The organism is Polyangiaceae bacterium, from assembly GCA_020633235.1.
Classification (GTDB): Bacteria; Myxococcota_A; Polyangia; order Polyangiales; family Polyangiaceae; genus JACKEA01.
The window spans coordinates 16,405-35,497 of record JACKEA010000012.1 but is presented as its reverse complement, the minus strand read 5'-3'; the positions used below and the strand labels follow the sequence as shown (position 1 = coordinate 35,497).

Below are 19,093 nucleotides of genomic sequence, written 5' to 3'. Positions count from 1 at the left end.
ATGTCTGCAGTACTGCTGCTGACGCTGTTCGCTCTATCGCGCCCGGCGCGAGCCGGGGCTGCCGAAGCTGCCGCAGCACAGAGCTTGTTCGATGAGGGGCGACAGCTTCTGGATGCTGGCAAGCCGGCACTTGCGTGTCCCAAGCTTGAAGAGAGCAACCGACTTGCACCCGCGCCGGGAACGCAGTTTCACCTCGCGCGCTGCTACGAGAGCATTGGTCGGACCGCCAGCGCGTGGGCGCTATTCCTGGAGGTGGCTGCCACGGCGCGGAGCGCAGGGAAAGGCGCAGAAGAGCAGGCTGCGCGCGACCGTGCGAAGAAGCTCGCACCAACACTCGCCCACTTGGTGGTGGCAGTAGCGCCGGAGCGCCAGGTCGACGGGTTGACCATCACCTACGATGGAAAGGCCCTGCGCAAGGGCCTGTGGGGCAACTCGTTTGCCGTGGACCCCGGCGAACATCACCTGGTTGCACGCGCACCCGAACATACCGATTGGCGTAAGACCGTTGTCGTCTCGCCGGGACGCGCTGCAACTGTCGTGGTTCCAGCGCTGCGTGCGATCAAAACTGTCCCAGACCCGGACCCGTTTCCACCACCAGAACACGATCGCAGCAGTTCTGGGTCGTCCACACGAACACTTGGCTATGTGACCGCAGGGGCGGGCGTGGTCGCTCTCGGGCTGGGCAGCTACTTCGGCCTCAGAGCGTTCTCCAAGTGGGACGACCGAAACCAGCACTGCCCAGAGGACCGATGTGACGCTGCCGCCGTGGACCTTGGAAATGATGCGAGCACTGCGGCCACCATCTCGAGTATCAGCTTCGGCGCCGGGGCGTTGTTGGGCGGCTTGGCCGTGTATTGGATCGCGACCGCTGGGGACGGCCAACATGCGCATCGCGACCGGCGGAAGTCCTTTGCAGTCCAACCCGTTGTCGCTCCAACCGGTGGTGGCGTTGCGGTTTCGAGGAGTTGGTAATGCGGCCGGCCCGGGTGTGGATCATCTTGCTGGCCTGCCTGGCGGTGCTGGAAGGGTGCAACGCGTTGGTGGGCATCGAGGACACCAACGAATACACCGGCAATCGCACTGACGCAGGTGCCGACGCCAGCACGGCCAACGGCGGTTCGGATGGCGGCGGACTTGGAGGTTCGGCGAGTGGCGGAACCGGCGGCTCGGATGCCGGAGCCACATCTGGAGGTGGTGGAACTGGCGGCTCGGCTGCCGGCGGCTCGGGAGGCGGTGGAACTGGCGGTTCGGGTGCCGGAGGCATGTCTGGAAGTGGTGGCTCAGCCGGTGCGGCCGGAAGCAGTGGCATGCCATGCACCCTGGGCGTTTCCAAACTGCCGTGCAACCTTGGGTAGACTTGGAGCGAATGTTCGATGAAGTCAGCGGAGCGTTTGGCCGGGTTGCTCGTCGCCGCGGCGTTCCTTGCGGGCACGGCGGTGTCCGCGTTGCCGAAGCCAAGTTGGCAAACGGGGGAAGCGCTGACGGCTAGTGACCTCAACGGGAATTTCCAGAACCTCGAGAATCGTGTTGCGACACTGGAGGCACATCCCACGCGGGAGGTCGTCTTCTTGAAGGATGTACGCAGCACGGGCACGAACGGCGGACAGGCCGCGGGAAGCACGTGGGTCCAGCGCTCGCTCAATACCCTGGAGAATCCATCCGCCTACAGCTGGGTTACCCTGAACGGCAACCAGTTCACACTCTCGCCCGGCACGTACGAAATCCTCGCGTTCGTTCCAAGCCACTGGGTGAATCGTGCTCAAGCGCGACTGCGCAACCTGACGGACGCCACCACAACGCTACTCAGCTCTTCTGGTTTGCTGAGTGAGCGGGAAGGCGTGGACGGGCAGGCGAGCATTACCGCCGCCAATACATTGATGGGTGCTTTCAAGGTGACGGGAGCGACGAAGACCTTCCAAATCGAATCCATCGTGCAGATCCCGTCGGCGGAAGACTGGACGCTGGGGCACGCGTCCGCGTTCGGCGTGCAAGAGGTGTATACGCAGGTGAGATTGGCACGCACGGGGCCGTGATGCGTCAGCCCAGCTCGGTCCAGAACCTGGCCACGACTTCGGCCCGGGACTCTGCTCCGACCTTGGCCAGCACTGCCGCCACGTGAAGCTGGATAGTGCCTTCCGCGCAGCCGAGGGCGGCTGCCATGACGCGGTTGGAGAGGCCGCCAGCCAGCAACTCGAGGACTTCCGTCTGCCTGCGCGTCAGCCCCCAGCGTTGCGCAGCCTGCGGCAGGCGAGCGGTTGCGTCCGGCCGCGGCTGTCGTTGCACCGCAAGGTAGTGCGTACCGACGCCTGGAGCGACGATCTCAGTGAGCGCCAGCTGTGCCCCTCCCCAACGCCGCCGGCCCAGGCTGTCCTGGATCGCGCTAAAGGTCGAAGCCCGATCCGCGGAAAGCGCCTGCGTTGCCAATGCGTTCGCGTGAACGATACGGCCTTTCGCAGACACGACGAAGGCTGCCCGCGGAATGGCATCCAGTGAAGCCTGTAGCGCGGCGAGATGCAGCGATGACAAGCCAACCTGGCGTTGGAGGGCAAACCTCCGTTGCATGGCGGGGACCACGGCCTGCAGCCTCCGCTTCTCCTGCGGCGTGAAAGGGCGCGCTCGAAAACCACCCACCCAGGCGAGTAGCCCGGCGCCGTCGCACACAAGGACGCGCAGCTGATCCATCTCGGCGATGTCATTGCTCTCGAATAGCCGCCACAAGCTCTGCGTCATTTGACCTGAGCGCCTCCGTAGCTCCCCCATTGTGCGGACACGGTTGCGTTGCCACGCTTCGGGGCGGATCGGATCGTAGTGCCCGAACCGATGCTGGGAGCGGACTACCCGGTCAAGCTCGCTTCGGGCGTCAGCTCGGAGGCCCAAGGCACCCCAAGAATCGATGCGGAGCCCGCTGGCGCTTCGCTCGAGTGAGTACATGAGGACGCGATCGAGGGCGAAGGCTTCCGACAGCGCTGCGGGCAGTCCGCAGAATTGATCCTGCCCCTCTGCCAGGGTGACGGTCTCCAGCGCTTCCCAAAGCCTTTCTACGGACTGACTCATCCAAGCTCCGTCCAGAAGCGAGCTACCACCTCCGCGCGAGACTCTGCTCCGATCTTCGTGAGCAAGGCCGCAACGTGAAGCTGAATCGTACCCTCCGCGCAACCGAGGGCGATCGAAATCGCGCGGTTGGAGAGACCCCGGGCCAGCAGGCCGAGCACCTCGGTTTGCCGGGGCGTCAACGTCCAACGTTGCCGCGCCAGCGGTAACAGTGGATCACTGTTGCGAGACGTGTTTCGCCGGACTGCCAAGTAGTGCGCTGGCAGGCCTTGGCGCGTGAGACGAGTGAGGCAGAAGGCACCCGCTTCGCCCCGGGTAGTGCGCGTCGAGAGCCGCAGCGCGCGTTGCAGCTCTTCCAGAAGGGCTTTGCCCTCGCGCGCGGCCATCTGTCGACCCAGCTCATTGGTGTCGACCACGCGTGCGCGCCCGTCAATCAAGTATGCCTCCGCAGGAATGGCTTCGAGCGCAGCGCACAACGCTGCTTCACGCAACCCCGGTGCTTCGGTGTACCGCGCCAGCAACAGACGCCGATGAATGAGCGGCACGACGCGCTGCAAGACGCGGCGGTCTGCGTGCGTGAAGGGACGTTCTCGAAACCCTCCTACCCAGGCGAGGAGCCCATCGCCATCGCAAATCAAGGCGCGAAGCTGATCGCAGTGTCCCACCCCCACTCGCTCAAACAGCTGTCGCATGCCCTTCGGCATCGGCCCGTTGCGACGCTCCAAGTCGGCAAAGGTGAGCGCCTTGTTGTGTTGCCATGCGTCTGGGCGAAGGGCGTCATACTGCCCAAACCGAGGCTGTGAGCTCGCCACGAACCGGGAAAACTCTGGAGACAGATCGGGCGGCGCGCCTACGTCACCCCAAGCGTCTACGGCAATCCGGGCGGAGTGCTGAACCACGGAGTAGGTGCACCAGCAGCTGAGACGGAGCAGGTCATGGAGAATCGCACCCGCCTCGCCGAGGGGCTGCTGCTCGCCCAAGCGAATGGTGGAGAGCTCGGCTTCTAGCTCCGTGATCCTGCTGTCCACCGCCCCGGCCCCAGACACCAGTTCAGCTTACCGGCGCACACCCAGTTTCGAATATGCAAAATCACATAGAGTCGGAGAAGAGCACCTTGGCTATCTCAGCTGGGTGACTCAGGGGCAACATGTGGGAGGCGGAGTTCAACCGGTGAAGCGCCACGTGCTCCCCGAGCTTGGCCAGGCGTTCCGCGTGTTCCACGGCAGCCATCGCGTCACGCTCAGCGTGAAAGATGACGGTAGGCGTGTGGAAACTGGTCAGCACAAAGGGTGGGGAGCCGATGGGTGCGACGCGCTCGATTGCGCGGGCCAACCTCTCTGCACTGCATTTCGCAGACCGTAGAATCAGGTCCTCCGCTAAAGCATCTCTTTCGTCTCGAGGCAGCAACAGCTCCAAGAACTCGCCAACGAGGCCTTCGGGGGTGGCCGCGCCGATGCGAAGCGACGCGGCCAGGTCTCGGCGCATTTGTGAATCTTGCTCCGAGAAACCAGCCACCGGCGCACAGGCCACGAAGCGAGCGACTTGGTCACCAAGGCGCGGGAGCAGCCGCAAACAAACGAAGGCACCGATGGAGAGGGCACCTAGGATAACAGGGCCGTCCGCTTCGCGGAGGACGGCCTCCAGATCGCGCTCGTAGAGACTGAAGTCTCCCTCGCCATCCGGCGCTGCGCCATGATCTGCAAGCTCCACCCGCCAAAGTGACACTCCTGGCGGACACCTATCCGCGACCCGAGTCCATGTATCCCGATCCCCTGGGGTTCCATGGACGACGATGACCGGACGACCACTCCCCACCTTGTCCGCCAATGGCACGACAGCAAATGTCGCATAGAATGCTGCACATTGCCATGGATCTTCCGCGCACACCGCTAGATCGCATGAAGTTCGGGCCGGTCGAGCGCTTGCAGTACGAACCGGCCCTTGCGGTATTGCGTATTCTGCCGCTATGGCGCAGGGCGGCACCCCGCAGTGGGGATTTGGCAACGATGCGCTGGTTGGACAAGCTGTACTGGCTGCACAAGGCCCGGTACCCCGTCCAGCGACCACAACGCAATTCCGCTCTGGAGGCGCATTTCGCGAAACATGCGTCCTGCGAATTGCAGGTTGCGCGAGGGTTCCGCGCACGCTCGAGTGCAGCCCTCTCGGCGGTTGGTGATCTCTCTCCTCACGCGTATCTGCGAACCTCCGAACACCACTTGTTCGCCGAAGTTGCCGACGTGATCTTCGACGTGGACCTATCTATGGCGAACCTCGAATGTGTTGTTGCTGGCTCGTCCAACCAGGGAGTGGAGTACAGCCCAAAAAGCGGCCCGACATTCTGCTTCGACCCTGTGACTTTCGGAGTGGTGAAAGGCCGCTTTCAGTTCATGGCGACAGCCTGTAACCACAGCCTCGACATGGGGCCGATGGGAGTAGACGAAACGATCGAGCACTTGGACGACGCCGGCGTGCTGCACCAGGGCACCAATTTGAGAGAGGAAGACGCTTCAAGCGCAGGTCTGGTCACCAGGAACGGTATCCGGTTCGCGTTGCTCTCCTGGACGTTCGGTCTCAACGCTCATGCGCCACCTCCCCGGCGACCGCGGATCGTGAATGTCTGCGACCTGAATGGCCGCGTGGCGACCGGAAACATCAGGCTGCTCGAAGAGCAAGTTCGCAATGCCCGGACGGCCGGCGCAGACTTCGTGATCGCCCACCTACATTGGGGCATGGAACACGAGTTCTCTCCCACGCCATCACAAGTCGCGATGGCGCACTACCTCGCCGAACGAGGGGTGGACGCCATCATCGGTCACCACCCTCACGTGGTTCAGCCCTTGGAACTGTACCAAACGCGGCGGGACCCGAATCGCGTCGTTCCGATCTACTACTCGCTCGGAAACCTGGTGAACCCGTTCTCTGCTCCGTGGCTCACGACAGGCTGGGTGGCACGGATGGAGGTTGCCCTTGGGACCGACGAAGGCGGAAACTCACGAGCGTATGTGACTGCTGCCAACACCGTCGAGGTGCAACAACACTCGGATGCCCGAACGCAGACGCTCACGCTGCGACGCACGAGCCACTGACGTATGGGGTTTTGCATATGGCCGCGGCAAGCCGTTGCGGACACCATGCCGTGTCATGGCGCGTGGACTGCAAATCGTCACAGGAAGCGCGGTTCTCAGTTTAGCAGGCGGCTGCGCGCTGCTCGTCGGGGTGGAGGACACGCAAGCGTCTCCGACTTTCGACGCCGGCGCCGACGGCACCGCGAGTGGCGGATCTGACGCTTGGAGCGCAGGTGGCGCTGGCGGGACTTCTGGCCATGCAGGCTCTGGTGCCACGGGCGGAGTCGGCGGCAACGCTGGCGACGCGAGCACAGGCGGCGCGAGCGGAAGCTCCGGCAACGCAGGCTTTGGCGGATTGGGCGGCGGGAGCGCGGGAACCGGTGGTAGCGCGGGAACCGGTGGTAGCGCGGGAACCGGTGGTAGCGCGGGAACCGGTGGTAGCGCGGGAACCGGTGGTAGCGCGGGAACCGGTGGCTCGGCTGGCATGCCCAGTCTCGGTCCGGAAGGGCCTTCGTGCAGCGGAGGGCTTGACTGTGGGGGAGTCAGCTGTTGTTCAGCGGACCTAGTACCTGGCGGCACTTTCCCCATGGGTCGCAGCACGAGTGGCACGGACGCATATGCGCAAGGCTTCGCCATCGAAACGCCAGAGCACTCCGCGACCGTTGCGCCAGTGTACTTGGACCGATTCGAAGTCACGGTCAGTCGCTTCCGCAAGTTCATGAACGTGTACTCTGGTCTGGCTCCAGCGGCGGGCGCCGGAGCACATCCCGCCGTGCCCGGAACAGGTTGGCAAGCAGCGTGGGACTCGAATCTCGCGGTCTCGAAATCTGCGTTCGAGCAAACGATATTGTCGTGTGGCGAGGCGCACTACACGCAGCAATCCGGCCCGAACGAAGTCAAGCCGATGAACTGTCTCACGTGGTACGAGGCCTTCGCGTTCTGCATCTGGGACAATGCCCGGCTCCCCACTGAGGCTGAGTGGGAGTTTGCGGCGGCCGGAGGGGACTCGAACCGACTCTATCCCTGGGGCGATGCGGCGCCGGATTCAACCTACGCGTCGTACAACTACGACACGTTTCACTACGTCGGGCAGTTCCCCAAGGGTGTCGGGCGATGGGGGCACCTGGACATGGCCGGCAATGTCTCCGAGTGGGTGTTCGACTGGCTGAACGGGTACACGACCGGACCGTGCACCAACTGCGTCTCGTGGCAGTCTGGGACACAAAGAATGGTGAAGGGTGGAAACAAGGTGACGGACAACTCCTACCTCCGCCCTGCGACACGGCTAGGGTACGCGCCAAGCACTCGCCACCCCCTCTATGGCTTTCGGTGTGCTAGAAGCCCGTAGCTCGCCGCACCGATGCTAGCGTGCCTTCGAAGTTTTCGAGCAACAACATGTGCCCAGCGCCGGGCACGGCTTCCAGCGTGCCGCTGGTGAGAGCAACGAGTTCCTCGGCGTGCGTCAGCGGGACGGCTTGATCGGCGGTGCCAGTCCGCGCCACTATGGGGCAGCGAATGCGCTGCAGGGAGGCACGTAGATCTTCGCTCGTTCGGAGCGCCCGCAGTTCTCGAACCAGCGACACGCGGGAGCCGGCCAGCCAGCGGTCGATCTCCGCAAGCGCCTCCTCGTTCTGCTGGTAGACGGGAGAGAGAAACCGCTCGACAACCATGTTGGTGAGGTCCGCTCCGGACTCAACCAGTTCGATAAATCCCCCGTAGGCCGTCCGCTCTTGCGGAGTCAAGCTGGCCATGCCGCCCAGCACGACAACCGAACCAAGCTCGACCTCGGCCCTCGCCGCGAGCGCCAACGCGCGATAGCCCCCAGACGAAAAGCCGACCACGGTCGCCCCCGCCATGTCGCGAAGGGCTAGTTCCATGGCGTCCAGTGATTCGTCCATCGTGTAGTCCACATCCGTCTTTGGACAATTCCCGTGTCCCGGCAAATCGACGACGTGAACCGCGAAGTCCGCAGCCAGCTTGTTGACCAATGGTTGAAAGTGCGAACGGGGCGCGGGACTGCCATAGAGCAGCACCAACGGCGGGCCCTGCCCCCACGACTCGATCTGCACTTCCATGCCCGCTCCGCTCTGCAGACTACAGCAGCAGTCTCGCGAAGGCGACAGATTCTGACTCTCGCGTGGGCTTCTCTGAGGATATCCTGTTGGAATGCCGATAGTCGACAAGTGCGGGACGGGCAATGCCGTCCAGGTGCTACTTCTCCCTAGCCTACCGGGGGACTCGAGGATCTGGCGGCAAGTGCAGCAACTCGCGCCGCCAACGATCTGCGTCTCGCTGTTCGACTACCCCGGAACCGGCGGCGCTTCGGGTCCCAGAGCTTCAGATCTGGCAGCGCTGGAGCTCGACATTGATGACGCGGTTCGGCACTTGGCCGAATCTGGCCCAGTGAGAATCGCGGGCGCCAGCGCCGGAGCGTACTTTGCTGCGCGAGCCTGTACACGCGTTTCCAATCTGATCGAGCGACTGGTTCTTTGTTCGGGGTTCGTAGAGCTGGGTGCGGACGCTCGTGCGTTGCGTACGCAGTTGGCGGAGAAACTCCGTTCCGGAGAGCTTTCCCAACCGTCCTTATTTGCGCAGGTCGTGGATGGGTGCGTTCCGCCCGCGGAGCGGAGTGACCATGTGGAGACGGTGCTGCGAGAGCAGTTCGTGAGTGAACCATTGCAGAGCTTGGCCACCGCGCTGGACCTGGCCACATGGTGCACTGAACCCGTGCCGACGTACTCCACACGTGCCACGCTCTTCCATGGTGGCTCCGATGCATTCGTCCCTGTGGAGGCAAGCAAAGCGCTCGCACTACTCGGTGAGCGCAGTCGCTTGGATATCTTGGAAACGAGCTCGCACTATCTGCCGCTGAGTCACTCGGGGTTCATTGCGAGGGCGATCTTCGATTCAGAGGGAGGGTAGCGATGAGCAGATGCGGTTCCACACATCTCTGCATAGGTATGGCATGGCTTGTCTTGTGCGCGCCCGTGCCAGATGAGCAGCGGAGGTAGTGGTGGGGTCTACGCGAGCAGACTCGGCTGCGGTGAGAGACCTGTCCGAACGGCTGCTTACCCTCGAACTTGGAAGCGACATCAGCCTAGCCGGGTTGACTGGCGACTTCCGCCGCCTGTTCCGACTTCAGGGCTTCGTCAGCTACTCGCTCCGAATCGAGCACACGCGCATTGAAGTGGATGGTGGGGCGGTCAGCGCCGGCGTGCCAGATCGCTGGGTGGCTGAGCTGGACAGCGTGGTAAGGGCGTCCGGCGCAAGGTTTGGCTACTACGATGCGCTACGCCCCCAATCATGGCAAAGGAACCGCGCCCGAACACGGACCGAACTGGACGCGCGCGTACCGATGCCGACCAACCTGGCCCTGGCGTATGCGCGAGTAGGACTCGCAGACTTGGATCAGTTGCGGGTCCTGGTTTGCGAGGGCGATACACTGCTGGCTTGGGTGGGGGGCTTCCGGGAAGAGCGTTTCACTGCCCAGGACAAGAGACTGCTCACACGTCTAACACCAGCACTTCACCGCCGGCTGGTCGTGCAGCGGCATGTTGCTACCGCGCGTCTGACCGAGGCTGCCCTCCAAGCTTCGTTGGACGCCGTACCGTGCGCCGCTTTCGTGCTCGACAAGACGGGGCGCATCTTGTGCGCCAACCACGTCGGAAAGGAGTTGCTGGGGAAGAACTTCGCAGGCACCGTCGCATCTCTGCGTCACTGTGTTCGCCATCGTCAAAGAACGACGGTACTGGAGGCCGGGAACTTCGCCTTGACGGAACTCCGTGCACCGGGTCTGGCACGTCACTATCTCGCACTGCGGCAACTCGACCCTAGCGATCCATCCGGAAGGCTGGTGAAGGCGCGCCAACGTTGGAGCCTGACGCCTCGCCAGGCACAAGTGCTCGAGCAACTGGTCAAGGGCAAATCGAACCGAGCGATAAGTGTCGCGGTTGGGTGTGCGGAAGGCACCGTTCAACTCCACGTGGCGGCGCTGCTCGCGAAGGCGGGCGCAGAGTCCCGCGCAGAGGTCGTCGCACGGTTCTGGACGGAGCTTGGCTAGGGCGACCAGATTGAATCAGTCCAAGAACGCCGGGCTTCTTGGCTATTCTTTGCTTGATCGGGCTCCGAATCGCGCGTGGATTAGGTGAGACGCAGTATCGAGCCCGCACCACGTGGTTCCGCGGCGGACCAACAAAAACCTGAAAGCTGGAGTCAGCCAGCACACGGCGCTGGCGGGGGGAGTTGGGCCGCTCGCAGCAACGGATGCGTCAGCTCTTATCGCGGCACGCACGCGTCGGCGGCTGCCACTGCCGGGTGATACACTGGGCGGGTGAGACGAGGCGCCGGGGTGGTTGCCGCGATGGCGATTGGGAGCGCGTCTGCGTGCGGTAGCGGCGGTGCGCCGGAGCCGATGGGCCACGTTGGACTGCGGGTCACCGTGGTGCCGGTCGTGTCTCCCGAGATCGAAACGGACGTGCCGGTCCTCGTGCCGTCGACAGACATGCAGGTCAACGCCGCCGTCGCGAGTGACGCGGCGCGGTGAGGGGGGCCCGCGTCGCGCGGGTGTCACCGGCGGGGACCGTCCTGGACAGCGCGCCCATCACGGTGGCGCCAAACGGCGAAGCGGAAGCGATCGCGGGAGGCCAGAACGGCTCGCTGGCGATCTGGAAGGAGTACAGCGGCACGACGGCCAAGCGGTATGCGGAGCGCGTCGACCCAAATGGCGTCGTGCAAGGTGGCCCGACCGAGCTCGAGGTGTCGCAGGACGAGCCCGCCGCCGTATCCAACGGCGTGGTGTACCTGGTCGCCTGGCGCGCTTCCAACGCCATCCGTGCCGCGCGCCTCGGGGCCAATGGTCAGTTGCTCGACTCGACTCCGATCGAGATCGCGAGCACCAGCACCGCGTACGATAGGCCGGCCGTAGTCCGAGCAGGCACTGACTTCATCGTCACCTGGGGCGACAAGTATCCCGACAAGACGCGGTTTGCGCGCGTGACGGGCGGCGGGGCCGTGCTCGATCCCGACGGCGTCGTCTTGCCCGACATCACGGGCGTGCCCGACATCGGGTTCGATGGCGGCTCTTGGATGCAACGCCTTTTGCCATCTCTTCGGGCCCCGGCAGCGTGGAAGCACCGCGGATCGCGTCGCGTCCCGGCGAAAGCCTGGTCGTGTGGGCGAAGAACACCGACATCGCGGGACGCCGCGTGGCGTCCGACGGAAGCTTGCTCGGCAACGCTGCCATCGATTTCGCGCTCGGCGCCAACGAGCAGACCACGCCCGCCGTGGCCTCGGACGGAACAGGCTTCTTCCTGGTGTGGGAAGACGACCGGGCGCTGGATGGCGGCGACGTGTACGCCGAGCGGATGGCGCAGGATGGCACCGTGCTCGATCCGGTCGCCATTCCCGTTGGCGTGGCAGCCGCGGGCCAGGAGGCACCCGAAGCCACCTTCGACGGACAGAACTACTTCACCGTGTGGCAAGATCGGCGTGACGGACAGCTCGACGTGTATGGAGCGCGGGTCGACCCGAGTGGAGCAGTGTTGGACGTGGGAGGTTTTCCCATCGCCAGCTCGACCGAAACCGAAGCGTTTCCCACGGTCGCCAGCAACGGCACGGTGAGCCTCGTCGTGTGGTACCAGGGAAGCAGCGCCAATTGGGACACGTACGGTGCGCGCGTCGCCCCGAACGGCGACGTTCTCGATCCCAATGGGTTCCTGATCGCGGGAGGTCTGGGTTCGCAGATCGGCCCGGTCGTCGCCAGCGACGGGACGGACTTTCTCGTGGTCTGGAGAGAGAGTCCGAGCAAACTCCCGACCTTGGGAACGAGCCAGCTCCGCGCGGCGCGCTACGCCGGCGACGGAACACCGCTGGACCCGAGCCCGCTCGAGCTCACGTCCTCCGACGGATCCCGGGGAGCCCAGCACGTGGCCTTCGGTGGCGGGCTCTATTTGGTCGTGTGGGCAGATGGGCGCAATTCACCCAATTGGGACATCTACGGTGCGCGTGTGAGTCCTGCAGGGGTGCTGCTGGATCCGGATGGCATTCCGTTGACGCAAGCCCCGGACGACGACGTGTGGCCCGACGTCGCCTGGAACGGCAGCACGTTCGTGGTGGCGTGCGGTGCACCGACGGAGCGGCGTGGCGCGCGCGTCGATCTGTCCGGTACGGTGCTCGATCCGGGCGGCTTCGTCATCGCGCCGGGTGAGAACTGGGGCCGACCCATCCGCGCAACGGCGAATGCTGCCGGCACGACGCTGGTGAGCTACGCGCGCTATGACGACGCGCCGGAGCTGCGATCGACGCGGGCGCGGGCCCGTACCATTGCGTTCGTCGAGAGTGACGCGGGGGCGGAGGACGCGGGGGATGCGGGGGCGAGCGACGCGGGCACGGACGGGGGCGACGCGGGCGTGGACGGGGGCGACGCGGGCGTGGACGCGAGCGTCGACGGCTCCAGCCTGTCGCCTCCGGGCCAGCGCCCACTGACCGTCGACCGGCGGGGGCTGCGGTTGTTCGATGCCCGGCTCGACGCCCGCGTCGTTCGGTTGGATTGCGCTGGGGCTCGTGCTCGGCGGGTTCGCGCGTCGGCGCGCTCGGTTCCGCGCCGAACCAACATAGACCTGCGGCTTGGGCCAGCTCGAGCCCTGACATTGTCGGTCAGCGCTGACGGCGTCAGCGTTGCTGCTTGCTTGCCGGCGCTCATGGCGTCTGGAAGACTGGCGCTGTGGATGTTCCCATCACACCCGATGTCCTTGCCTGGGCCATGCGCGAAGGCGGATATGACGCGAAAGAGCTCGCGCGTGCAGTCGACGTGTCGCCAGCGGTTCTCGAGTCGTGGCTTGCGGGCACATCGCGACCGGGGGTGACGAAGCTCCGAAAGCTGTCCTCTGTGCTTCGCAGGCCGACGGCCACTTTCCTTCTTCCTCGCCCTCCGCAAAGCAAGTTGCCGGCTCTGGATTTCCGTCACCCGCCCGGGCGGGAAGGCCGGGCGCTCAGCCATACCGAGCGCGTGCGGCTTCGTGAGGCTGTCCGCCTGCAGCGCGCACTCAGTTGGGTATCCGGCGAGCTGAAGGCGGCCGAAGTGAAGCTGCCGAAGTACAGCTCCAGGCAAGATCCCGAAGCTGCAGGCATCGCCATCCGAGAGCAGCTCGGCGTCGACGCAGAGACCCAAACGGGTTGGAAGAGCGAGTACGTGGCGTTCAGGGAGTGGAGGGCGCGGGTCGAAGCGATGAATGTCGTCGTGCTCGCGCTGCCGCTCGGGGCGGACAGCGCGCGGGGGTTCTCCGTGTGGGATGAGCGCGCTCCGCTCATTGCAGTGAACACTCACTGGAACGCTTATGCCCGCGTCTTCACCCTGTTCCACGAGCTCGGTCACCTGCTCTCAAGAACCAGCTCCGTGTGCGAAGAGGACTTTTCGCGAAAGCACAAGGAAGCAACAGACCCCATCGAACGCTGGTGCGAGGCCTTCGCGGCATCCGTGCTCTTGCCGTGGGGGGACGCCGCGGAATACCTCGAGCGCCACCACCATTGGGATGGGCGGTCCCCGATCCGAGATTTGAAGACGGCGTCCGCGCTCGCGCGGAAGTTCAAGATCAGCGTGCGGGCAACGGTGCTCACGTTGATCGGGCACGATGTTGCGCCCTGGTCGTTGTACCGGGCCATACCCAAGGCCAGCGAGAAGAAGGCCGAGGGCGGCGGAGGCAGTGGGCGCTCCCGAGCGGAGGCGCGCCGAGATGAATACGGCGGCCGGACCGTTTCCATCATTCGGCGAGGACTCGAACGGGACGTGCTGGGTCCGGACGATGCGATCGGCTACTTGAGCATCGGCGACTCCGAGCTCCAGGCTTTCCTATCGCCGGCGCTGGGAAGATGAGGCATGCCTCCTTCCAAACGAGAGGAGGTTGCGACGCCGGCCGCGGTGTGGGTCATCGACACGTCGTCGATCCTCCAGGTGCGGCGTCAGTCCCTGAAGCCGCATGAACGGCAGCGTCTGTATTCGGGCCTGAGCACGCTCGTCGAAGGCGGTGGGCTCGTGTTCCCGCAGCAAGTGTACGACGAACTGAAACGAGGGAGCGGTACATTTCCGCAAGAAACCGCGGACGAACCCCTCGCCTGGGCTACCAACGCGCGCACCATCGCAACGCGGCACGGGACGGACTTCGAAGCGGTTCGGAAAGTGCTCGAGAAGGTGTCCGACGTCTTGGACGTCGACAAGACCAGCGGCGCTGACGAGGCAGATCCGTACGTCCTCGGGCTCGCCCTGCATCTCAAGGATGGCGGCCACGAAGTCACGGTAGTGAGCGAAGAACGTCGCGATCGCCCGGCGAAGATGTCGATGGCGACGGCATGCGGGTTGCTACGGCTGTATTGCGTGCCGCTCCTGGGGTTAGTGCGGGATCAGGGTCTGGGGTAGCTCGCGGCCCGCAGCGCGTGGTTCCGCGGCGGGCCCTCCATCGATGCGGCGTGCGGTTGCCAGCGCGCTCCAAGCACAGCACGCTTTCGCGAATGTACCTCGGCCGATCCCTGACGCGCCACACGCTCTCCGCGCTCGGAATCGTCCTTCTAGCGTCGTGCGCGCCGGAACGTCACACGCGGATACCGCCAACCGCCACTGCACCCGCCGCGACCGTGGCCAGCTCACCCATACCGCTGAACGCGGCGCCGGACACGTCAAGCTGGTTCGGCGCGGAGGAGGCTCCAAAGCGCTCGGCGTCAACCGCGGCGGTTTGCCAGATCGACGTCGGCTGCCCATTCCAAGCGCGGCCGCTACCTGCGTGCCCTCCGGAAGTTCCCAACATGGACGCAGGAGCGATTGTCGCGCGTCTCGCGGAGTGGGTGGGAAAGCATGTCACCGTTCACGGCGAGCTCGTGGCTTCCGCCGGAAGCGTGAAGCTCGTGGACTCCGCCGAGGCGCGCTGGTGCGCCAAGTATCCACGCCAGTTGGTCGTCGCCGGCAAGGCCTCTCAAGGCGTGGCAGCCAGCTTGGCGCTCTGGGACGCGCGCATGCCGGACGCGTTCGCGTGCACCGGAGACGAATCGTTGCTCTGCTGTCCCTTCCCGACCCATGCCGGCGAGGTGCTGGTGTCGGGCACGATCCAACGCGGAAACGCTGCGGCACCCTTCGAGTACGTTCTCGACCACGCCCGGCTGTGCCAGCTAGCGGCGCCCGTGGCGTCTTCCGAGCACTGCGAGTACGCCGGCATACGCTTCTCGAACGGCGGCCACGTTGGCGTACCCGGCGACGAGTGCTCCGGGCGACGATGCGTGCACGGAACATGGGAAGATTTCGACACCGGCTGTCTGGGAATGGTCGTCTTGGAACCCGTGAAGTTCTCACCCGGCGGGGTACGCATCGTGAAGAGCCAAGCGCCGGCGCTTCAGGGGGCGCTGGCGTTCATGCAGAAAAACAAGCACAGCAAGATGGCCGTGATCGGTCGCTACACTTCGAAGTCCGATGCCCTCGCACGCCAGCGCGCCAGTGCAGTGTACTTCTGGCTTCGGAAGCACGGCGTACCCGACGGACAGCTCGCCGTGGCAGTGCTGCCGAGTGACGAGAGCGACGTGCGATTCGCTGTGCTCGCTCACTTGCCCGATGGCGCGGCGCGCTTCGAGCCGTGACCCGTGGTTCCGCGGCGGACCGACATGATCTGTAGAAAGCTTCGGCGCGGGCTGGCGGGTGGTATCTTGCGCCATGACGCGTGGCACTGGGGTTGGGACCGTGGTCGTGGCTTTGCTGGCACGTGCACCAGGGCGCTGCCGGAACCTGGTGGGCATTGCGGCTGCGCTGCAGCTCGCGTGTGCGTCTTCCCCGCCGACGGATGGCACGGGCGGGGCCGCGGGTGCCACACAGGCCGATGCTTCGGCCGATGGCGCTGCGGACGCAGAGGTTGGCGCGCCGGATGGCAGCGGTGCGGTGGCGTGCGCCGTGCACGATGGCGGCGCGGCCTCGTGCTTGGAAACGTGCGGGCCCGACGAGGTGTGTTTCACCCAGGTCGCCTGCGGTCCGACGCCCGACGCAGGCCCGTGCACGCTGAACAGTGGAGGTGCCGGCGACGACAGGTGCCATCCGGCGTGCGGAGCGGGCATGCAGTGCCCCGCCGGACTCGTGTGCACTCCGTCCCTGTTCTTCGGATGCACGGACTTCAATGGGTTTCCCGAGGGGAAGGGCATTTGCTGCCCAGCCGAGGGGTGCGGGAGCTGAGTGGAACGAACCGGGCGGTTCCGCGGCGGACCGACATGATCTTGGAAATAGCGGGGATGGGCGATCAGCCAGCGCAGGGATCTGGAAGGTCCGGCGCTGGGGGGACGAGCGGACCGAGCTGGACAGCGGCGGCGTCAAAGCCGATGCCGAGGCTAATGCCGTTGCAGATTTGCGTCGGATCGCCGTTGCTGCCGTCGAGCATGATGTCGCTCGTGGCGCGGACTTGCACCGCGATGCTCTCGAAGTCGACCGGGTCGCAAAGAGGGGCGTAGATGGCGCCCGCTACCTTCGCGAACACCGGCAGCACTTCTTCCGGGTCCAACACGCCGGCGATGATCCCGCCTTTGGCAGCTGGGCCAGAGACCTTGGCAGAGATGATCGCGTTGTGGATCCGAAACTCCAGCGGGAACTCGCCAAGTTGGAACGTGAGCGTGATGGGAGCCGTGGCGTGGGCCACCCAGGTGCCGGCGACGACGTAGGACGGCAAGCCGACCTTGGGGCGCTCCAGGAAACCTCTCGCGGAACACCAGCGTGGGGCCGCCCGCAAGGATGTCGTTGGTGGCGTCCTCGCTGAGACCGCTCGAGAGGGTCCTGAGTATCGGTATCAGGTTCGCGCCCCAAGAGTTGTCGATGCCCCCGTAGCCGTCGGATTTGACCAACGCGGGATTCGCACCCTTCCGCGGCGCGCAGTGCGACGTGGATCGCTTGCTGCTGTAGTGGCCATCGAGATCGTAGCCGAAGCTCTGCCATGCGCCGGAATCCGCGTTCAGCTGGCGATCCGTATCTCCGAGGTACAACCGTTGCAGCGCGAGGGTGAGCGACGATGGCCGACCCCCAGGCGGTCCACCGGGATCGGGTGGTGGGTGGGCGGTGGCGCCGTCGTCCGGCGGGACGACTTCGGCTCCGATGGAAGTAGCAGTTCCGCCGGTTCCGCCGGCGTACCAGGGCGGACGGGTGGGTTCGTTGCTGCCGCACGCCGTCAGCGTTGCTGCGATCACGATCACCGCGCCCGTCCTCTGCATCTTCGTTCACGTGAAGTGTAGCGCGGAGGAGGGTGCGGCGCCTGCGCGTGGTTCCGCGGCGGACCGACATGAATGAACCGCGTCAGAGGTTGTCGCAGGGTGGCGGCCGCCACCGGCGAACCTGACGATCGCCACCTCCGCGGGCGGGTTTCCTCGGCGATTCGCGCCGGCATGGGGCGTGCAGTGTCCAGGGCATGCCCACCGGCGAGCACGAGGGACTCATTCAGCTCTTCGAAGAGCGGCTGTTCCTCGCCCCCGAGCTACTCCAGCTCGTGTACGGCCTGACGATTCCGCCGGATGCCTCGGTGCGCAAGGACGACGCGGCGTTCTCGGATTTGAAGCCGCCGGAGTACCGCGCCGATCTCGTGCTCGTGGTGGAGGCCGCGAGCTACCGCCGTTCGGTCATCGTGGAGATCCAACGGCGGAAGGACGCGAAGAAGGTCCGCAGCTGGCCGCGCTATGTGGCGGCACGCTGGTCGACCACGGGGGATCCCGTGGTGCTCTTGGTGCTGGCGACCACGCGGGCCGTGGCTCGCTGGGCGGCGCGGCCGATAGACACCGGGCACCCCGGCTTCGTGCTGCGCCCGTTGGTGCTGGGGCCGGAGAACGTTCCGCTCGTCACGGCCGAGCGCGACGCCATCGCCAATCCCGAGCTCGCTGTGCTCAGCGCCGTCATCCACGGCCGGGGGCGCGAAGCTCGAGCCGTGGGCACTGCGGCCGTGGCGGGCGCCGTGACACTACCCGAGGACGACGCTAGACTTTGCGTTGACCTCATCCTCAATGCCCTTTCGGGGCGAGCGCGCCGCGAGGTGGAGAAGATCATGGTCCAGCACTACGAACCGAGAAGCGAGTTCCTCAGAAAGTACCTGGAGACGGGGCGCCAGCAGGGGCGCGAGGAAGGCCGCGAGGAAGGCCGCGAAGTGGGCCGCGAGGAAGGCCGCGAAGTGGGCCGCGAGGAAGGCCGCGAGGAAGCGACGCTGGTCGCCACGGCGAACGCCATACTTCGTGTTCTCGACGCTCGCGGCTTGCGCGTGTCGCGCGCAGTGGAGCGGCGCATTCGCAAGTGTACGGACCTGCCAACGCTGGAGCTGTGGCACGAGCGCGCGGTCACCGTAGAGCGCGCGACGAAGCTGTTCGACTGAACGCGGCGGGCTCGCTGCGTTTCTTTTCCGAGGACGACGCTAGACTTTGCGTCGACCTCATCCTCAATGCCCTTTCGGGGCGAGCGCGCCGCGAGGTGGAGAAGATCATGGTCCAGCACTACGAACCGAGAAGCGAGTTCCTCAGAAAGTACCTGGAGACGGGGCGCCAGCAGGGGCGCGAGGAAGGCCGCGAGGAAGGCCGCGAGGAAGGCCGCGAAGTGGGCCGCGAGGAAGGCCGCGAGGAAGCGACGCTGGTCGCCACGGCGAACGCCATACTTCGTGTTCTCGACGCTCGCGGCTTGCGCGTGTCGCGCGCAGTGGAGCGGCGCATTCGCAAGTGTACGGACCTGCCAACGCTGGAGCTGTGGCACGAGCGTGCGGTCACCGTAGAGCGCGCGACCAAGCTGTTCGACTGAGGCGGGCACATTGCCTCCGAGGACGCCGAACAAGCCGTGTGCCGCTGTGCGTGGTCGTTGAAGCGCCACCGCTCGGACGAAGCCGCCGCCATCCGGATGCCAGCACCGCGAGTGGAGTCCGTGCTTCAGGCGTTTCACGACTGACTTGGAACGTGGTTCCGCGGCGGACCGACAGGATGACCTTCATGGATGAGGTTTT

At 65.4% G+C, this 19,093-nt stretch carries 20 protein-coding genes; 15 read left to right on the top strand and 5 right to left on the bottom strand.

Translation table 11 applies throughout. The features are described from left to right. Genes H6717_41710 through H6717_41700 form a run of 3 tightly spaced genes read left to right on the top strand, consistent with a single transcriptional unit; the run spans position 1 to position 2,033 of the window. Positions 1–972: a hypothetical protein gene (locus H6717_41710; GenBank protein ID MCB9583625.1), complete on the top strand. Its 972-nt coding sequence runs from the start codon at positions 1–3 to the stop codon at positions 970–972. Further along, positions 972–1,355: a hypothetical protein gene (locus H6717_41705; protein MCB9583624.1), complete on the top strand. Its 384-nt coding sequence runs from the start codon at positions 972–974 to the stop codon at positions 1,353–1,355. The genes H6717_41710 and H6717_41705 overlap by 1 nt, the downstream gene beginning before the upstream one ends. Positions 1,356–1,373: 18 nt before the next feature. Then, complete coding sequence (locus H6717_41700) at positions 1,374–2,033, top strand: hypothetical protein (GenBank protein ID MCB9583623.1); 660 nt, start codon at positions 1,374–1,376, stop codon at positions 2,031–2,033. A gap of 4 nt (positions 2,034–2,037) precedes the next feature. On the opposite strand, the gene H6717_41695 is transcribed toward H6717_41700, so the two are convergent. From H6717_41695 to H6717_41685, 3 genes are all read right to left on the bottom strand, one after another. Continuing rightward, a complete protein-coding gene (locus H6717_41695; protein ID MCB9583622.1) occupies positions 2,038–2,730 on the bottom strand; it encodes a helix-turn-helix transcriptional regulator in 693 nt (230 codons plus the stop codon). Positions 2,731–3,050: 320 nt separating this feature from the next. Further along, the gene (locus H6717_41690) at positions 3,051–4,097 is read right to left on the bottom strand and encodes a hypothetical protein (protein ID MCB9583621.1); all 1,047 of its coding nucleotides are present in this window, start codon (positions 4,095–4,097) and stop codon (positions 3,051–3,053) included. A gap of 43 nt (positions 4,098–4,140) precedes the next feature. Beyond that, a complete protein-coding gene (locus tag H6717_41685; protein ID MCB9583620.1) occupies positions 4,141–4,878 on the bottom strand; it encodes an alpha/beta hydrolase in 738 nt (245 codons plus the stop codon). A gap of 26 nt (positions 4,879–4,904) precedes the next feature. Between H6717_41685 and H6717_41680 the strand changes: the two genes are divergently transcribed. Continuing rightward, positions 4,905–6,137: a CapA family protein gene (locus H6717_41680; protein MCB9583619.1), complete on the top strand. Its 1,233-nt coding sequence runs from the start codon at positions 4,905–4,907 to the stop codon at positions 6,135–6,137. A 565-nt stretch (positions 6,138–6,702) separates the two neighbouring features. Next, positions 6,703–7,464, top strand: a complete 762-nt coding sequence (locus H6717_41675) for an SUMF1/EgtB/PvdO family nonheme iron enzyme (protein ID MCB9583618.1) — start codon at positions 6,703–6,705, stop codon at positions 7,462–7,464. On the opposite strand, the gene H6717_41670 is transcribed toward H6717_41675, so the two are convergent. Then, on the bottom strand, positions 7,451–8,191 hold the full coding sequence (locus tag H6717_41670) for an alpha/beta hydrolase (GenBank protein ID MCB9583617.1): 741 nt from the start codon (positions 8,189–8,191) through the stop codon (positions 7,451–7,453). The two genes, H6717_41675 and H6717_41670, sit on opposite strands and share 14 nt — an antisense overlap. A 91-nt stretch (positions 8,192–8,282) precedes the next feature. On the opposite strand from H6717_41670, the gene H6717_41665 reads away from it, so the two are divergent. The 8 genes from H6717_41665 (at position 8,283) to H6717_41630 (ending at position 16,314) form a co-directional block, all read left to right on the top strand. Continuing rightward, entirely contained in the window at positions 8,283–9,038 is a 756-nt protein-coding gene (locus H6717_41665) for an alpha/beta hydrolase (GenBank protein ID MCB9583616.1), read from the top strand. A gap of 121 nt (positions 9,039–9,159) precedes the next feature. After that, the gene (locus H6717_41660) at positions 9,160–10,176 is read left to right on the top strand and encodes a hypothetical protein (GenBank protein ID MCB9583615.1); all 1,017 of its coding nucleotides are present in this window, start codon (positions 9,160–9,162) and stop codon (positions 10,174–10,176) included. Positions 10,177–10,446: 270 nt separating this feature from the next. Then, on the top strand, positions 10,447–10,659 hold the full coding sequence (locus H6717_41655; GenBank protein MCB9583614.1) for a hypothetical protein: 213 nt from the start codon (positions 10,447–10,449) through the stop codon (positions 10,657–10,659). A gap of 538 nt (positions 10,660–11,197) precedes the next feature. Beyond that, positions 11,198–12,979, top strand: a complete 1,782-nt coding sequence (locus tag H6717_41650; GenBank protein MCB9583613.1) for a hypothetical protein — start codon at positions 11,198–11,200, stop codon at positions 12,977–12,979. Then, the gene (locus H6717_41645) at positions 12,877–13,986 is read left to right on the top strand and encodes an ImmA/IrrE family metallo-endopeptidase (GenBank protein MCB9583612.1); all 1,110 of its coding nucleotides are present in this window, start codon (positions 12,877–12,879) and stop codon (positions 13,984–13,986) included. The genes H6717_41650 and H6717_41645 overlap by 103 nt, the downstream gene beginning before the upstream one ends. A gap of 3 nt (positions 13,987–13,989) precedes the next feature. Beyond that, positions 13,990–14,526, top strand: coding sequence for a DUF4411 family protein (locus H6717_41640; GenBank protein MCB9583611.1), 537 nt, complete (start codon positions 13,990–13,992; stop codon positions 14,524–14,526). A 383-nt stretch (positions 14,527–14,909) separates the two neighbouring features. Beyond that, complete coding sequence (locus H6717_41635) at positions 14,910–15,731, top strand: hypothetical protein (GenBank protein ID MCB9583610.1); 822 nt, start codon at positions 14,910–14,912, stop codon at positions 15,729–15,731. Between the two features lie 73 nt (positions 15,732–15,804). Next, positions 15,805–16,314, top strand: a complete 510-nt coding sequence (locus H6717_41630) for a hypothetical protein (GenBank protein MCB9583609.1) — start codon at positions 15,805–15,807, stop codon at positions 16,312–16,314. A 64-nt stretch (positions 16,315–16,378) separates the two neighbouring features. Here the strand turns inward: H6717_41630 and H6717_41625 are convergent, their stop codons facing one another. Further along, positions 16,379–16,801: a hypothetical protein gene (locus H6717_41625; GenBank protein MCB9583608.1), complete on the bottom strand. Its 423-nt coding sequence runs from the start codon at positions 16,799–16,801 to the stop codon at positions 16,379–16,381. 729 nt (positions 16,802–17,530) lie between these two features. Between H6717_41625 and H6717_41620 the strand changes: the two genes are divergently transcribed. Continuing rightward, positions 17,531–18,478, top strand: coding sequence for a hypothetical protein (locus H6717_41620; protein MCB9583607.1), 948 nt, complete (start codon positions 17,531–17,533; stop codon positions 18,476–18,478). A 107-nt stretch (positions 18,479–18,585) separates the two neighbouring features. Then, positions 18,586–18,894: a hypothetical protein gene (locus tag H6717_41615; protein ID MCB9583606.1), complete on the top strand. Its 309-nt coding sequence runs from the start codon at positions 18,586–18,588 to the stop codon at positions 18,892–18,894. The last annotated feature ends 199 nt before the right edge of the window (positions 18,895–19,093 follow it).

Bases quoted from the DNA above. Each gene is read 5' to 3' on its own strand.
- H6717_41710 (MCB9583625.1), top strand. From the start codon at position 1: ATGTCTGCAGTACTGCTGCTGACGCTGTTCGCTCTATCGCGCCCGGCG.
- H6717_41705 (MCB9583624.1), top strand. From the start codon at position 972: ATGCGGCCGGCCCGGGTGTGGATCATCTTGCTGGCCTGCCTGGCGGTG.
- H6717_41700 (MCB9583623.1), top strand. From the start codon at position 1,374: ATGAAGTCAGCGGAGCGTTTGGCCGGGTTGCTCGTCGCCGCGGCGTTC.
- H6717_41695 (MCB9583622.1), bottom strand. From the start codon at position 2,730: ATGACGCAGAGCTTGTGGCGGCTATTCGAGAGCAATGACATCGCCGAG.
- H6717_41680 (MCB9583619.1), top strand. From the start codon at position 4,905: ATGCTGCACATTGCCATGGATCTTCCGCGCACACCGCTAGATCGCATG.
- H6717_41675 (MCB9583618.1), top strand. From the start codon at position 6,703: ATGGGTCGCAGCACGAGTGGCACGGACGCATATGCGCAAGGCTTCGCC.
- H6717_41670 (MCB9583617.1), bottom strand. From the start codon at position 8,191: ATGGAAGTGCAGATCGAGTCGTGGGGGCAGGGCCCGCCGTTGGTGCTG.
- H6717_41665 (MCB9583616.1), top strand. From the start codon at position 8,283: ATGCCGATAGTCGACAAGTGCGGGACGGGCAATGCCGTCCAGGTGCTA.
- H6717_41645 (MCB9583612.1), top strand. From the start codon at position 12,877: ATGCGCGAAGGCGGATATGACGCGAAAGAGCTCGCGCGTGCAGTCGAC.
- H6717_41640 (MCB9583611.1), top strand. From the start codon at position 13,990: ATGCCTCCTTCCAAACGAGAGGAGGTTGCGACGCCGGCCGCGGTGTGG.
- H6717_41635 (MCB9583610.1), top strand. From the start codon at position 14,910: ATGGACGCAGGAGCGATTGTCGCGCGTCTCGCGGAGTGGGTGGGAAAG.
- H6717_41630 (MCB9583609.1), top strand. From the start codon at position 15,805: ATGACGCGTGGCACTGGGGTTGGGACCGTGGTCGTGGCTTTGCTGGCA.
- H6717_41620 (MCB9583607.1), top strand. From the start codon at position 17,531: ATGCCCACCGGCGAGCACGAGGGACTCATTCAGCTCTTCGAAGAGCGG.
- H6717_41615 (MCB9583606.1), top strand. From the start codon at position 18,586: ATGGTCCAGCACTACGAACCGAGAAGCGAGTTCCTCAGAAAGTACCTG.